The organism is Microbacterium sp. Clip185 (genome assembly GCF_028743715.1).
GTDB lineage: Bacteria > Actinomycetota > Actinomycetes > Actinomycetales > Microbacteriaceae > Microbacterium.
Window position 1 is genome coordinate 651,828 of sequence record NZ_CP117996.1, and the last position, 13,681, is coordinate 665,508.

At 72.0% G+C, this 13,681-nt stretch carries 13 protein-coding genes; 11 read left to right on the forward strand and 2 right to left on the reverse strand.

Annotated features, from left to right (window positions below; all coding sequences use genetic code 11):
* The first annotated feature begins 389 nt into the window (after positions 1-389).
* Genes PQV94_RS03185 through PQV94_RS03205 form a run of 5 tightly spaced genes read left to right on the forward strand, consistent with a single transcriptional unit; the run spans position 390 to position 5,022 of the window.
* Positions 390-1,319 (forward strand): ABC transporter substrate-binding protein, encoded by a 930-nt coding sequence (locus PQV94_RS03185; protein ID WP_274287360.1) that lies wholly within the window; start codon positions 390-392, stop codon positions 1,317-1,319.
* Positions 1,316-2,359, forward strand: coding sequence for a FecCD family ABC transporter permease (locus PQV94_RS03190; protein ID WP_274287361.1), 1,044 nt, complete (start codon positions 1,316-1,318; stop codon positions 2,357-2,359). The genes PQV94_RS03185 and PQV94_RS03190 overlap by 4 nt, the downstream gene beginning before the upstream one ends.
* Positions 2,356-3,405, forward strand: coding sequence for a FecCD family ABC transporter permease (locus PQV94_RS03195; RefSeq protein WP_274287362.1), 1,050 nt, complete (start codon positions 2,356-2,358; stop codon positions 3,403-3,405). Before PQV94_RS03190 ends, PQV94_RS03195 begins: the two co-directional genes overlap by 4 nt.
* A complete protein-coding gene (locus PQV94_RS03200) occupies positions 3,398-4,201 on the forward strand; it encodes an ABC transporter ATP-binding protein (RefSeq protein ID WP_274287363.1) in 804 nt (267 codons plus the stop codon). Before PQV94_RS03195 ends, PQV94_RS03200 begins: the two co-directional genes overlap by 8 nt.
* Positions 4,198-5,022: a siderophore-interacting protein gene (locus PQV94_RS03205; RefSeq protein WP_274287364.1), complete on the forward strand. Its 825-nt coding sequence runs from the start codon at positions 4,198-4,200 to the stop codon at positions 5,020-5,022. Before PQV94_RS03200 ends, PQV94_RS03205 begins: the two co-directional genes overlap by 4 nt.
* Positions 5,023-5,189: 167 nt before the next feature.
* Here the strand turns inward: PQV94_RS03205 and PQV94_RS03210 are convergent, their stop codons facing one another.
* Together PQV94_RS03210 and PQV94_RS03215 are read right to left on the reverse strand one after the other, a co-directional pair.
* Positions 5,190-6,074, reverse strand: coding sequence for a hypothetical protein (locus PQV94_RS03210; protein ID WP_274287365.1), 885 nt, complete (start codon positions 6,072-6,074; stop codon positions 5,190-5,192).
* A gap of 19 nt (positions 6,075-6,093) precedes the next feature.
* The gene (locus tag PQV94_RS03215) at positions 6,094-7,545 is read right to left on the reverse strand and encodes a polysaccharide biosynthesis tyrosine autokinase (RefSeq protein WP_274287366.1); all 1,452 of its coding nucleotides are present in this window, start codon (positions 7,543-7,545) and stop codon (positions 6,094-6,096) included.
* Between the two features lie 205 nt (positions 7,546-7,750).
* Between PQV94_RS03215 and PQV94_RS03220 the strand changes: the two genes are divergently transcribed.
* The 6 genes from PQV94_RS03220 to PQV94_RS03245 all read left to right on the forward strand — a co-directional run bounded on the left by PQV94_RS03220 (position 7,751) and on the right by PQV94_RS03245 (position 13,556).
* The gene (locus PQV94_RS03220; RefSeq protein WP_274287367.1) at positions 7,751-7,894 is read left to right on the forward strand and encodes a hypothetical protein; all 144 of its coding nucleotides are present in this window, start codon (positions 7,751-7,753) and stop codon (positions 7,892-7,894) included.
* A 75-nt stretch (positions 7,895-7,969) separates the two neighbouring features.
* Complete coding sequence (locus PQV94_RS03225) at positions 7,970-8,812, forward strand: sensor histidine kinase (RefSeq protein WP_274287368.1); 843 nt, start codon at positions 7,970-7,972, stop codon at positions 8,810-8,812.
* A 130-nt stretch (positions 8,813-8,942) separates the two neighbouring features.
* Positions 8,943-9,917 carry a hypothetical protein gene (locus PQV94_RS03230; protein ID WP_274287369.1) on the forward strand — a complete coding sequence of 325 codons (975 nt, stop codon included), beginning with the start codon at positions 8,943-8,945 and terminating at the stop codon, positions 9,915-9,917.
* Between the two features lie 5 nt (positions 9,918-9,922).
* On the forward strand, positions 9,923-11,554 hold the full coding sequence (locus PQV94_RS03235; RefSeq protein ID WP_274287370.1) for a hypothetical protein: 1,632 nt from the start codon (positions 9,923-9,925) through the stop codon (positions 11,552-11,554).
* Positions 11,551-12,276, forward strand: a complete 726-nt coding sequence (locus tag PQV94_RS03240; protein WP_274287371.1) for an ABC transporter ATP-binding protein — start codon at positions 11,551-11,553, stop codon at positions 12,274-12,276. The genes PQV94_RS03235 and PQV94_RS03240 overlap by 4 nt, the downstream gene beginning before the upstream one ends.
* Complete coding sequence (locus PQV94_RS03245) at positions 12,273-13,556, forward strand: ABC transporter permease (RefSeq protein WP_274287372.1); 1,284 nt, start codon at positions 12,273-12,275, stop codon at positions 13,554-13,556. Before PQV94_RS03240 ends, PQV94_RS03245 begins: the two co-directional genes overlap by 4 nt.
* Positions 13,557-13,681 lie beyond the last annotated feature (125 nt).

The following is a 13,681-nucleotide window of genomic DNA, read 5'->3' on the forward strand; positions in this document are numbered from 1 at the left end:
GTTTCGTCTCGCTTCGCTCGCTCAACGATCGGAGGGTGGAGCGTTTCGTCTCGCTTCGCTCGCGGGGCGGCCGATCACGCCCGCAGGGCCCAGGGGAGGGCGCCTGCGGGCGTGAGGGTGGGTGGGTCAGTGACCGCTTCGGGTGCGGCGACGCCACCCGGCCACGATGACGATTCCTGCGCCGGGTACCGCGACATCTGCACGAGAGGCGGGGCGGATGTGGCCCGGTGGGGCTGCCGGGGCGGCCGGAGGGTGAGTGGTCGTGCAGACGTCGCGGGGCGGGGTGTGGATGGGTCGTGAGACCGCCGCGAGGTTGGTTAGGCTGTGCTTACCTGCTCGTCGCTGGCGCGACGGCGGGGTCCCGAACGCACCACCCGAAAGGCGGCCGCATGCCCGCTCGCTCCCGTTCCCTCGCAGCCCTCGCGCTCGCCGCCGTCGCCGCCCTCGGCCTCGCCGGCTGCGCGGCCGCATCCGCCGAACCCGCCGCCTCCACCCCGGCCGCGGCCTCCAGCCATGAGGTCACGCACGCCCGCGGCACGACCGAGGTGCCCGCCGACCCGCAGCGCGTCGTGACGCTCGAGCCGCTCGAGCTCGACACCGCCGTGGCTCTCGGCATCACGCCCGTGGGAGCGGCGGTCGCGAGCAACGTGTCGGGCATCCCCGCCTACCTCGACGCCTCCGGCGTGCAGCCGGTCGGCACGGTGCCCGAGCCCGACCTCGAGGCGATCGCGGCCCTCAAGCCCGACCTCATCCTCGGCACCGAAGCGCGCCACTCGAAGCTGTACGACCAGCTCAGCGCCATCGCGCCCACCGTCTTCATCGCGACGCAGGCCGACCCCTGGCGCGACAACGCCGTGCTGATCGGAGAGGCGCTCGGGCACGAGGACGAGGTCACGGCGCTCCTGGACGACGTCGACGCGCGCTGCGACGAGATCGGCAAGGAGTACGCGGTCGACGGACAGACCGCACAGCTGATTCGTCCCCGCGACGAGACGACACTGAGCCTCTACGGCCCCACATCCTTCGCGGGCAGCCTGCTCGAGTGCGTCGGCTTCACCATCCCCGACCAGGACTGGGCCGACGGCATCCAGGCCGACATCTCGCCGGAGAACATCCTGCAGGCGAAGGCGGACCACGTGTTCGTCACCGCGACCGACGTCTCCGACACCTCCCTCATCCCCGCCGCCATTGCGCAGAACGCCGCGGAGTTCCCGGACGTGACCCTCGTCGACACCAGCTACTGGGTCTCGGGCGTCGGACCCAAGGGTGCGATGAAGGTGCTCGACGACATCGAGAAGTACCTCCAGAACGCTCGGTGACCCTCACGCTCGCAGCCCGTTCACGGCGGCGCGCACGGCCCAGAAGCCTGCGCGTCGCCGTGGGCGCGTTCGCGCTCGTGGGCGCCCTCGTCGCCGCGGTGCTGCTGTCGCTGGCGCTGGGGGCGAACCCGCTCTCCCCCCGCCTCGTCATCGACACCCTCGCCGGCGGCGGCACCCCCGAATCGCAGTACATCGTCTGGCAGCTGCGGGTGCCCCGCACGCTCGCAGGCATCGCAGCGGGTGCGGCTCTCGGCGTCGCCGGGGCCCTCATCCAGGCCTTCACGCGCAACCCGCTCGCCGACCCCGGCATCCTCGGGGTCAACGCGGGAGCGGCCTTCGCGGTCGCGCTCGGTGTCGCGTTCCTCGGGATGCGGGACCCCGCATCCTTCGTCTGGCTCGCCTTCGCGGGCGCGCTCGTCGTGACGCTCGGCGTCTACCTCATCGGGTCGTCGGGACGAGGGGGCGCCGACCCGATCCGCCTGACCCTCGCCGGCGTCGCGCTCGGCGCCGTGTTCTCCGGACTCGTGACCGGGATGACCCTCAGCAACCCCGACGCCTTCGACGCCATGCGCAGCTGGCACGCCGGGAGTCTGCTCGGCGCAGGCATGGACGCGCTCGTCGCGATCGTGCCGTTCATCGGGGTTGGACTGCTCATCGCGTTCGCCGTCGCGCCGGGGCTCAACGCCCTCGCGCTCGGCGACGACGTCGCCCGATCGCACGGGGCGAACGTGCGCCTCATCCGCGTCTTCGTGGTCGTCGCGGTGACACTTCTCGCGGGTGCGGCCACGGCGCTCGTCGGGCCGATCGCGTTCGTCGGGCTCATGGTGCCGCACGTCGCCCGGTGGGTGTTCGGCGTCGACCAGCGCGTCATCCTGGGCGTCTCGGTCGTGCTCGCCCCGGTCGTCGTGCTCTCCGCCGACGTGCTCGGGCGTGTGCTGATCGCCCCCGCCGAGATGCCCGCCGGCATCGTCACCGCCTTCGTCGGCGCGCCCGTGCTCATCGCCCTCGCGATGCGCCGACGAGTGAGCGGGCTCGGATGAGCGCCCTCGTGGACGTCGGCTACCGCCGTGTCGTCGTCGGGCTCGGCGGTTTCCGCATCCGCCTGCGCGCGCGGAGCCTCGTCGTGGGGATCGCGCTCGCCGCCGCGGTGATCGCGCTCGCCGTCGTCTCGCTCGGCCTCGGCTCGTACGCGCTCGATCCCGCCCAGGTGATCACCGCCTTCGCCGGCGGCGGCACCGACCTCGATCGCACCGTCGTGCTCGAGTGGCGACTGCCGCGCACGCTCGCCGCCGTGACGCTCGGTGCTCTCCTCGCCGTCAGCGGCGCGCTCTTCCAGACCGTCACCCGCAATCCGCTCGCCAGCCCCGACATCCTGGGTCTGTCGAACGGTGCGTTCGCGGGCATGCTGCTGACCCTGACCCTCGTCTCGAGCAGTTGGCCGGCTCTGACGGTCGGCGCCGTCGTCGGTGGTGTGAGCGTCGCCCTCGTGATCGGCGCGCTCGCGCGACGCGGCGGGGTGCAGGGCTTCCGCCTGATCGTCATCGGGATCGGCATCTCGGCCATGCTCGCCTCCCTCAACACGTGGATGCTGCTGCAGGTCGAGCTCGAGACCGCGATGTTCGCCTCCGCGTGGGGAGCCGGTTCGCTGAACGGCGTCACCGCCGCGCCGCTCGGCGGTGCCCTCGCCTGCGCCGCGCCGCTGCTGGTCGGCGTCGCCGTGCTCGTGCCGCGCCTGCGGCAGCTCGACCTCGGCGACGACGTCGCCGCCGCCACGGGAGCGCGCCCCGCCCTCGTGCGCGGCGCGGCACTGCTGCTGGGGGTGGGCCTCGTCTCCATCGCCACCGCCGTGGTCGGGCCCATCGCCTTCGTCGCTCTCGCGGCGCCGCAGATCGCGCGGCGCCTCGCGCGCACGCCCTACCTCTCGCTCGCGCTCGCAGCCCTCGTCGGCGCTCTGCTGCTGCTCGCCTCCGACGTGATCGCGCAGCATCTGCTTCCCGTCATGCTCCCCGCCGGTGTCGTCACCGTCACGCTCGGCGGCATCTACCTCGTCGTCACGATCATCCAGGAGATCCGCCGCCGTGCCTGAGTCCCCGCATCCGTCCGCCCCTCGCCTCGCCGCCGCCGGGGTGAGCCTCGCGTACGACCGTCGGACGGTGGTGTCCGATCTGACGGTGAGCGTGCCCGACGGCTCGTTCACCGTGATCATCGGCCCCAACGCGTGCGGAAAGTCGACGCTGCTGCGCGGACTCTCGCGCCTGCTCGCGCCGCAGTCCGGAAGCGTCGTGCTCGACGGGCGCGCGATCTCCGCCTACCCCGCGAAGGAGGTGGCCCGCCGGCTGGGGCTGCTGCCGCAGACCGCGATCGCCCCCGAGGGGATCACGGTCGCCGACCTCATCGCCCGCGGTCGCTATCCGCACCAGGGCCTCATCCGGCGCTGGTCGGATGCGGACGAGCGCGCGGTCGACGAGGCGCTCGACGCGACGGGCACCCGCGAGCTCGCACCGCGCCTCGTCGACGAGCTCTCGGGCGGGCAACGACAGCGCGTCTGGGTCGCGATGGTGCTCGCGCAGCAGACCGACCTGCTGCTGCTCGACGAGCCCACCACCTTCCTCGACATCGCGCACCAGGTGGAGCTGATGGAACTGTTCGGCAGGCTCAACCGCGCGGGTCGCACCATCGTGGCCGTGCTGCACGATCTGAACCACGCCGCCAGGTACGCCAGCCACATCGTCGCGATGCGCGACGGCGCGATCGTCGCCGAGGGATCACCCGCCGACGTCGTCACGTCGGAGCGCGTGGAAGAGGTGTTCGGCCTTCGCAACATGGTGATCGCAGACCCGGTGACCGGCGGACCCCTCGTCGTGCCGCTCGGGGGAGCATGATGCGGCCCTGGGAGTACAGCGCCTTCGCCGTGACGGTGGCGGATGCACGCGACATCGCGCCGGGATGGCGACGCCTCACGCTCGCCGCGCCCGAGCTCCGCGACTTCGCGCCCTGGGGCCTCGACCAGCGGATCAAGCTCGTGCTGCCGTTGCCGGATGGTGGTCTTGCCGACTTCGGGCTCATGACGCAGCCCACCCCGCATCCGTCCGACTGGTACGCCCGGTGGAAGGCGCTGCCCGAGACGGAGCGCAACGTGCTGCGGACGTACACGCCGTCGGCGATCCGCCCCGAGCAGGGCGAGATCGACGTGGACGTGCTGCTGCACGAGCCGCCGGGCCCCGCATCCGCGTGGGCCGCGCAGGCGACGCCGGGGGAGCGTCTGTGGATCACCGGTCCCGACCGGCGCAACGGCTGGACCGGGTACGGCCTGCACTGGCAGCCGGTTGCCGGGGCCACGCGGTGGCTGCTGGTGGGCGACGAGACCGCCTTCCCGGCGATCGCCAACATCCTGCGCACGCTGCCCGAGGGCGGCCGCGCAGACGTGCTGCTGGAGGCGGCGGATGTGCGCGACGACATCGTGAGCCCCGGGGCGCCCGACGGGGCGCATGTGCGGCTCGTTTTGCGCGGAGCGGTGGCGGGCGACGCGCTCGAGGCGGCCGTGCGGGACACCCCCGTGGATGACGCCGAGTACGTGTGGCTGGCGGGCGAGGCGGGGGCTGTCACCCGCATCCGTCGCCACCTGACCGCCGAGCGCGGCGTGCCGAAGGACCGCGTCTCCTTCCTCGGGTACTGGAAGCTCGGCGGTCCCCTCGTCGGATAGCGCGTTCCGGCGGGGTGGGTGCGGGTGCCCGAGTTGCGTCGCATGTGCGCAGATGCGACACCTTTGCGCACACGCGACAGGGAATGACTGTGGCGGGTGCGTAAGAGTGTGGCTCCTGCGCGACCCCACGGATGCCGGACTGCCTCGGTGCGGGCGGATGCGGCGGGTCAGGGGACGGGGCGGACGGTGTCGCCCGCCCAGAGCCACAGGGCGTCGGCGGATGCGGCGAGTGCTGCGGGGCCGGCGGGGGCGTCCGCGAGGCAGGTGTCGCCGACGAGCAGTCCCGCGCAGGACGCGTCCGCTCGCGCGGCGCGCGCGCCGTCCGCCGTCGCGATGACGGCGACGGCGCCCTCCGCGACGCGCTGCCATGCCGCGCCGTCCCACTGCTGCGCGATGCCGTCGCAGACCACGGTCAGCGCGGCGGCGTCGCCCTGCGCACCCCAGGGCGCAGCGCAGGGCGCCTCGACGCGACCCGAGGGCGTGGCGATCACGGCCGGTGCCGCGGGGTCGACATAGGTCGCCGCGGCGAGAGTCGCCGCATCCTGCTCCCAGAACCGGCCCTGGGTGAAGGTGCGCAGCCCCTGCGTCTCGCACGCGGAACCCATGCGGGCGACGATGCGCGCCTCGGAGCCGACGAACGCCTCGACGTGCAGAATCTCGCCGATGCCGAGATAGCGCGGCGTGACATCGCTCCAGGTACGACCGCCGTCGGCGGAGCGCTCGAGCACGGGCGCCACGGTGCCGCAGTCGCCGGCGGAAGCGCGCCACATCGCCTGCTCGCCGATGGCGAGAAAACGTTCGTCGGCGCCCGGGGCCGCAACCAGAGCGCCCGGAACGGTCGACGCCGACGCAGAGGGAGAGGGAGAGGCAGAGGGTGACGGCGCGACGGAGGGGGTGATCGTGCGGAGCGGATGCGGGTCGGGCGGGGTGCGGGGCGTCAGCGCGAGCACCGCGAGGGCGATCGCTGCGACCGCGAGCACAGAAACGAGAACCCCCGCCAGCGCGCGGCTGACGGGGGTGGAGCGATGAATCGGGCGACGACGTGAGGACATCGCACGAACGCCTCTCTGGTCAGGAGCCCTTCACGAGCTCGTCGAGTCCGCCGTCGTCCTCCGGCGTCCGCTTGCGTGCGTTCTTCTTCGGTGCCGGCTCGGGCGGGGTACCGTACGTGCCGTAGCCGCCGTATCCGTAGCCATAGCCGTAACCGTAGGCATCCGGTCCGCGGGTCGGGACCATGCTCATGACGATGCCGCCGACCTTAGCGTCCACCGTCTCGAGGGCGGTGAGCGCGGCCGTCAGCTGACCGGTCGTCGTGCGACCCGCGGCGACGACGAGGATCGCGGCGGTCGTCTCGCGCGAGAGGATCGCCGCGTCCGTGACCGGAAGCAGCGGGGGGGCGTCCAGCAGCACCACGTCGAAGTCGCGGCTGATCGCCTCGAGCAGCTGCGCCATCTGACGGGAGCCGAGCAGCTCGCTCGGGTTCGGCGGCACCTTGCCCGCGGGCAGCACGAACAGCGGCCGCTTGCCCCAGGGGAGCATGACGTCGCCGACCTTCGCCCGGCCGATGAGCACGTCGGTGAGGCCCGCGCCGCCCTCGATGCCGAGGTACTCGGCCACCTTGGGCTTGCGCAGGTCGGTGTCGATGAGGGCGACGCGCTTGCCCGCATCCGCGAGAGCGATCGCGAGGTTGACGGTCGTCGTGGACTTGCCTTCGCTCGGGATGGAGGAGGTGATCACGAAGGAGTGACCGCCGTCCATCTCGATGAACTGCAGGTTTGTACGCAGGGCCCGGAACGACTCCGATCGCGTGTTGTACGGATCGGCCTGGATGATGATGGGCCGCTCCGCCGCCTTCGGGTCGTAGGGGATCGCGCCGAGAATGGGGCGGTCGGTGATCTGGTTGACGTCGCGGATGGTGCGGATGCGGGTGTCGAGCACGGTCCGCAGCACCGCGATGCCGATGCCCACCGCGAGACCGATGAGCGCACCGAGCGCGAGGTTCAGCGGAACGTTCGGGCTGACCGGCACGTTCGTCGGGATGGCGGTGCTGGCCGTCGTGAGGCGCACGGGGCTCTCGCCGCCGGTGGACGGCTCGATCTCCTCGACCGCGAGCGGCAGCTGAGCGGCCACCGCGTTGGCGATGTCGGCGGCCTTGACGGGGTCGGCATCGGTCACCGCGATCGTGATGAACGTGGTGTTCAGCGTGCTGCTGACATTGACGCTCTTTGCCAGGGCGCCGGCGGTGACGTCGAGTCCGAGATCGCGGATCACGGGGTCGAGCACCAGAGGTGTGGTGGCGACGTTGACGTAGGTGGCCACGCGCTGCTGCGTGAAGGTCGAGCCCTGCGTGATCTCCTGCACGCTGCCGCTGGACTGAGTCGAGACGACAACCGAGGCCTGCGACTCATAGAGGGGCGTGCGGGTCAGCGAGTATCCGGCGGCCGCCCCCAGCCCGACGAGAGTTGCGACGACGATGATCAGCCAGTTCTTCCGCAGAACCCGGATGTAGTCGCTGAGTTCCATGGTGCCTCTCAGATCGGGAGTATCGCGCACCATCCTGCCACAGCGCGTATTTCCGGCCGGTGAACGATGACGCCGCGTGGATACCGCTCCCATAACGGTCCGGGAGGGGGAAACTACTCACCCGCCGCGGCAGAAACCTGGACGGCGTCTACGTTTTTCACGGCGGGCTCCTGGGGGAGCCTCCGGTTCCGGGGAAGGATGTTCGATGTCTCTCGCGAATGCTGCCGGATGGGCGGTCACGGCGACGGAGGGTCTGCCGTGGATCTGGGCGGCGTTGGGGCTGGCGGGCATCTCCGCGCTCACCGCGATCGTCGTCCGCGGGCGTCGTGGGCGCCGCGTGCGAGAGTGAGCGAGAACGCCCCCGCCGACGCATCCGAGGACCGTGCGCTCGCGCGGACGCGGAACTCGGGCGCGGTTCGTCATCGTGCTCTCGCTCGCCGTGGGCGCCGCCGTGGTCCGTGCCCTGCTGCAGGTGCTCAGCGGGGCGGTGGAGCTGAACGCGGCGAGTCCGGTGCGGATCATCGGGCTCGAGATGGCCATGACGTTCCTCCTGGCGGTGCTCGCTCTCGGCAGCGGCCTCCAGTTCGCCGACTTCTGGCGCCGTGCGCGGGAGGCGGACCGCACGCGCCTCGAGGCGCAGGAGAGGGCGTTGAGCCTCATGGACGATGTGCGCGCGGAGGAGCTGCGCGTGCGTAAGGATGTGGCCGCCACGATCCACGGGTCCGTGCAGGGCACCTTCGTCGTGATCGAGGCCGAGCTGCGCGAGATCGCCGCGGGCAATGCGTCGGCCGAGCGGATCAGCGCCGTCGCCGACACCCTCGCGCTGCTGCGCGAGCAGGAGCTGCGAGTACTCAGCGAGCGGCTGTACCCGGTGGAGCTCGATCGGGGCCTCGCCCCCGCTGTGCGTGCGCTCGCCGCCCGCACCCCGGCGCACGTCGAGGTCGCCGACGACGCATCCGCACCGCTCGCGACCCTGGGCGCGCGCCTCGACAAGCGGATGCGGATCGTCGTCGTACGCGTGCTGGAGGAGGGACAGACCAACGCGCTGCGTCACGGCGGCGCGCGCCGCATCCGGTTCGCCGCGCACATCCGGGACGACTGGCTGCTGCTCGAGGTCGCCAGCGACGGCGCGTCTCCCGCGGCGGACGTCAGGATGTCGGGGCTCGCGCGGCTGCGGCAGCAGCTGGGAGTCGTCGGCGGCAGTCTCGAACTGGCTGCGGGAGTCTCCGAGGGCGCCGTTCTGCGCGCTCGGCTGCCGCTGCCCTGATCGAGGGCGACACCCTATCCGACGCCCCGACGACGATCCGCGGCGTCTTCCCAGATGGGAAGACGTTATGCGATCCCTAAGCTGGGCATGTGCGTCGTCGCATCGGCGCCGGTGATCCTATGGGGGAATCATGGTTCGTTCACGCCTGCTCGCCATCGCGCCGCTCAGCGTCGTCGCGGCACTCGCTCTCGCCGCCTGCTCACCCGCATCCGACGGCGACAAGGGCGACGACCGGCCCGAGTCGCCGCTGTCGGCCTACCTCTCCTCGATCTGGGGCGGCGACCTCTCGACCGAGGAGCAGGAGGCGCGCTACACCGAGCAGCAGAAGAAGTCCGAGGAGCTCGTGGCGCAGTGCATGTCGGAGGAGGGCTTCGACTACACGCCCAACATCCAGTCGGTGTCCTTCAGCAGCGGCAACGACATCGAGTGGAAGCCCGACGACCGCGACTGGGTGACGCAGTACGGCTACGGCATGGTCAACTATCCCGGCCGTGACGAGCCGCCCACAGATCAGCAGGAGTACGTCGACCCGAATCAGGACTACGTCTCGAGCCTGTCGGAGTCGGAGCAGACGGCGTTCTACGAGGCGCTCTACGGCCCGTCTCCCACCGAGGAGGAGCTGAACGAGGACGGCTCCTACGAGTACGACTGGACGAAGGCGGGCTGCCAGGGCTGGGCGCAGCACGAGTCCGGCGCCAACCCGATGATGGACGAGGAGTTCGAGTCCATCAACGACGCCATCAACGACTTCTATACGAAGATGGCGGAAGACCCGGGCTTCGCGAAGATCGATGCGGACTGGGCGTCCTGCATGGCGGATGCCGGACACTCCGGTTTCGCCAAGCAGGCGGATGCCCAGACGAGCATCTCGGACAAGCTGAACGAGTACTACAACGGGCAGACGGCGTACGTCGAGGACGATCCGAAGCTCGCCGCTCTCGGCGAGGAGGAGATCGCGCTGGCGATCGCGGACCTCGACTGCCGTGAGAAGACCAACTACCGCGACGAGTACGAGAAGGTGCAGTTCGCGCTCGAAGAGCAGTTCATCGCCGACAACAAGGCCGACCTCGACGCCCTCAAGGCGGCCGCCGAGCAGGCGAGCTGACCGAGGTGGCGCGCAAGCCGGTCGAGCCCGCCCCCGACGATGCCGCAGACGACTCGGCGCTCACGCGCGAGCTCCTCGGAGAGGATGCGGTCGCTGCCGCGGCCGAGGCGGAGGATGCGGGAGCCCCTCGCGGACGTTTCGCCTTCCTGCGCGGGTGGGGGCGCGTGTTCCGCGGAAACCGCCCGTTGTGGATCACCTCGGCGATCGCGGTGGCGAGCCTGGTGATCGGGCTGCTCGTGGGAACCTTCGTCGTCTCGCCGGTGGAAGCCGCATCCCGCGCCGACGCGCCGGAACCCGGACTCATCACGGTTCCCGTGGAGTTCGGTGAGCTCAGCAACGACGTGACGGTCCGCGCGGATGTCGGCTACGCCGACGCGGTCGAGGTGACCATCGACACGGCCACCCTGTCGGGTCCGGCCGTCGTCACGGGGCAGGTGCCCGAAGTGGGCGCCGAGCTGAATTCGCTGTCGATCGCTCTCGAGGTCGCGGGGCGCCCCGTGATCGTGCTGCCCGGCGACCTGCCCGCGTACCGGAGCCTGCGCTTCGGCGTCTCGGGGCCCGATGTCGTACAGCTCAAGAACGCCCTGCGCAGTGTGGGCATCGACGGCGGAGACCCCGCCTCGAGCGTGTTCGACGCCCAGACTGCCGCGGGCATCACGGCGCTGTACGCGGCCGTCGGATACCCGGCGCCGTCGGGCGACGAGGGTGCCGCCCAGACCGTGAGCGCCGCCGAGGCCGGAGTGCGTTCCGCCCAGCAGGCGGTCGCCGCCGCCCAGGCGGAGCTGGACAAGGCGCGGGCGGGAGCCGACATCGTCACCCTCAAGGCGGCCGACAACGCGGTGGCGGCGGCCCAGCGCGCGGTGAACGATGCGATCGCGGGCGGCAAGGCGTCCGAATCCGAGATCGCGGGTCTGCAGGACACGCTCGCGCTGCGCCAGCTCGAGCGTCAGCAGCTGGACGCGCCCGCCGACACCTCGGCGCAGCGCGCCGCCGTCGACGCCGCGAACGGGCAGGTCCAGCAGGCGCAGGAGGATCTGCAGCGCGCGCGTGAGGGCTCGATGGCCTTCCTGCCGTCGTCCGAGGTGCTGTACCTGACGGGCCTGCCGCGGCGTGTCGACGCGGTCAATGTGACCCGCGGAGCGGTGCTGCAGGGCGCCGCCATGACCGTGTCGGGTGCCACCGTGCGCCTCACCGGCTCGGCGGGGGAAGCGGATGCCGCTCTGCTGCAGGTGGGCGGCGAGGCGAGCTTCGAGCTTCCCGACGGGACGCCCCACCGCGCCGTCATCACCGCGCTCGCCCCCAGCACGAACAAGGACTCGGCCGGGCGCTGGTCGATCGAGCTGGAACCCGACCCGCTGACGCCCGAGCAGATCCAGCAGATGCAGGGATCCAACGTGCGTGTCGCCATCCCCGTGGGGGCGACCGAGGGCGAGGTCCTCTCGGTCCCCGTCGCGGCGCTGACCGCCGGTCCCGGCGGCGAGGCCCGTGTCGAGGTCGTCGAGGGCGACCCCCGCGACCCCGACGCGAAGACCCGTCTCGTCACGGTCAAGACGGGCCTCGCCGCCAGCGGCGCGGTGGAGATCACTCCACTCGAAGGCGCCGTCGACGAGGGCGACCTGGTCGTGGTCGGGCGATGACGCAGACCGCGGCCGTGACGGATGCGGCCGGGATCGATCCGGGATCGCCGGCGCCGCTCGTGCAGCTGCGCGATGTCACCCGGTCCTTCCCCGGTCCTCCGGAGGTGCAGGCGCTCAAAGGGATCAACCTCACGGTCGAACGCGGCGACTACGTGTCGATCGTCGGCCCCAGCGGATCCGGCAAGTCCACGATGCTCAGCATCCTGGGTCTGCTCGACCGGCCCAGCGTCGGCGAGTACCACCTGGACGGCGTGCTCACCTCATCCCTCGACGAGGACAGCAGGGCCGCGGTCCGGGCGCGCCGCATCGGGTTCGTCTTCCAGGCCTTCCACCTCATGTCGCGGCGCACCGTGCTCGACAACGTGCTGATGCCGATGCTCTACAGCGGCGTGCCGCGCGCCGAGCGCGAGGACCGCGCCCGTGCGGCGCTCGAGCGCGTCGGACTCGGTGGGCGCACCGGGTTCCTTCCGGGGCTGCTCTCGGGCGGTGAGCGCCAGCGCGTCGCCGTGGCGCGCGCGGTCGTCAGCCGGCCGAGCCTCCTGCTCGCCGACGAGCCGACGGGAAACCTCGACCGTCGCACCTCCGACGAGGTCATGGACCTCTTCGACGAACTGCGCGCCGACGGGCTCACCCTCGTCGTCATCACGCACGACGACGCCGTCGCCCGACGCGCGAGCCGCCGCGTGCGGATCGCCGACGGCCGCCTGAGCGAGGTGGCATGAAACGCCGCCGCGCCGCCGCCCGCGAGCGCGTGGATCTCAGCGCGCTCGTGGCGCCGACTCCCCGTGCCGACCGCTTCACGTCGCAGGATCTCGTCGCCGAGGCGACCGCCGACATCGGCTCGCGGCCCGCGCGACTCATCATGACCATCGCCGGTACCGTGCTCGGCATCGGCGCCCTCGTCGCGACCCTCGGGTTCGCCCAGACCGCCGCGGGCCAGATCGCCCGCCAATTCGACCAGGCGGCGGCCACACGGGTCGAGATCACGCCGGCCGAGGCGCGCACGCAGTCCGGCAACTCCGTCGCCACGGCGCGCCTGCCCTGGGACGGCGCCGAGCGCGTCGAACGGCTCGCGGGAGTGGTGGCCGCGGCGACCCTCGCCGAGGTGACCCTGCCCACGGGCGCGGCGATCACCGCCGTGCCCGTCTACGACCCTTCGGCCGCATCCGCAGCTCCCGCGCCGGTCGTCGCCGCATCCGAGGGCCTGCTCGATGCGCTGGGCGGGAGGGTCGCCGAGGGGCGGATGTTCGACGCCGGGCACGATGCGCGCGGCGACCGCGTGGCCGTGCTCGGAGCCCGCGAGGCCGATCGGCTCGCGATCAATCGCGTCGACAGTCAGCCCTCGATCTTCATCGACGGGCTGGCCTACGCCGTCATCGGCATCGTCGACTCGTTCGAGAGGCGCGCCGACCTGCAGGACGCGGTCATCATCCCGGTGGGCACCGCGCGCGCCGACTTCTCACTCGGCGCACCCGGCAGCATCCAGGCGCGCGTCGACGTCGGCGCGGGGCCGCAGATCGGCGAGCAGGCACCGCTCGCGCTGGCGCCCGACGCGCCGGACTCGATCAAGGTCGCCGCTCCCAGCGGACGCAGCGACCTGAGCCAGAACGTGCAGGCCGACGTGAACGTCGTCTTCATCGCACTCGGTGTGATCGTGCTGCTGGCGGGAGGGCTCGGCATCGCCAACGTCACCCTGCTGTCGGTGATGGAGCGCACACCCGAGATCGGCCTGCGTCGGGCGCTCGGCGCGACCCCGCGGCAGATCGCGGGCCAGTTCATCGCGGAATCCGCGATCATCGGGATGCTCGGCGGCATCATGGGCTCGGCGGTCGCCGTGCTCTCGGTCGTGCTGGTATCGGTGATCGCCGGGTGGAGCCCGGTGATCAACCCGCTCGTCGCCGTGGGAGGTGCCTTCCTCGGCGCCGTCGTGGGTCTCGCCGCCGGCTGGCTGCCCGCACGGCGCGCCGCGCGCATCGAACCCATCGCGGCCCTGCGGGGATGAGCCGGGCGGCCACGCTGCGGCGTGCGGTCAGCGCTGCGGCGGCCGTGGTCGCCTGTGCCGTTCCCCGACCGGGGCTGGCGCCGCATCCGCGTGCCCGAACTCCTGCAGAACGGGCGATTCGGGGG

Coding starts and splice junctions, on each gene's coding strand:
- PQV94_RS03185 (WP_274287360.1), top strand. CDS start 390: ATGCCCGCTCGCTCCCGTTCCCTCGCAGCCCTCGCGCTCGCCGCCGTC.
- PQV94_RS03195 (WP_274287362.1), top strand. CDS start 2,356: ATGAGCGCCCTCGTGGACGTCGGCTACCGCCGTGTCGTCGTCGGGCTC.
- PQV94_RS03205 (WP_274287364.1), top strand. CDS start 4,198: ATGATGCGGCCCTGGGAGTACAGCGCCTTCGCCGTGACGGTGGCGGAT.
- PQV94_RS03210 (WP_274287365.1), bottom strand. CDS start 6,074: ATGTCCTCACGTCGTCGCCCGATTCATCGCTCCACCCCCGTCAGCCGC.
- PQV94_RS03215 (WP_274287366.1), bottom strand. CDS start 7,545: ATGGAACTCAGCGACTACATCCGGGTTCTGCGGAAGAACTGGCTGATC.
- PQV94_RS03220 (WP_274287367.1), top strand. CDS start 7,751: ATGTCTCTCGCGAATGCTGCCGGATGGGCGGTCACGGCGACGGAGGGT.
- PQV94_RS03230 (WP_274287369.1), top strand. CDS start 8,943: ATGGTTCGTTCACGCCTGCTCGCCATCGCGCCGCTCAGCGTCGTCGCG.
- PQV94_RS03240 (WP_274287371.1), top strand. CDS start 11,551: ATGACGCAGACCGCGGCCGTGACGGATGCGGCCGGGATCGATCCGGGA.
- PQV94_RS03245 (WP_274287372.1), top strand. CDS start 12,273: ATGAAACGCCGCCGCGCCGCCGCCCGCGAGCGCGTGGATCTCAGCGCG.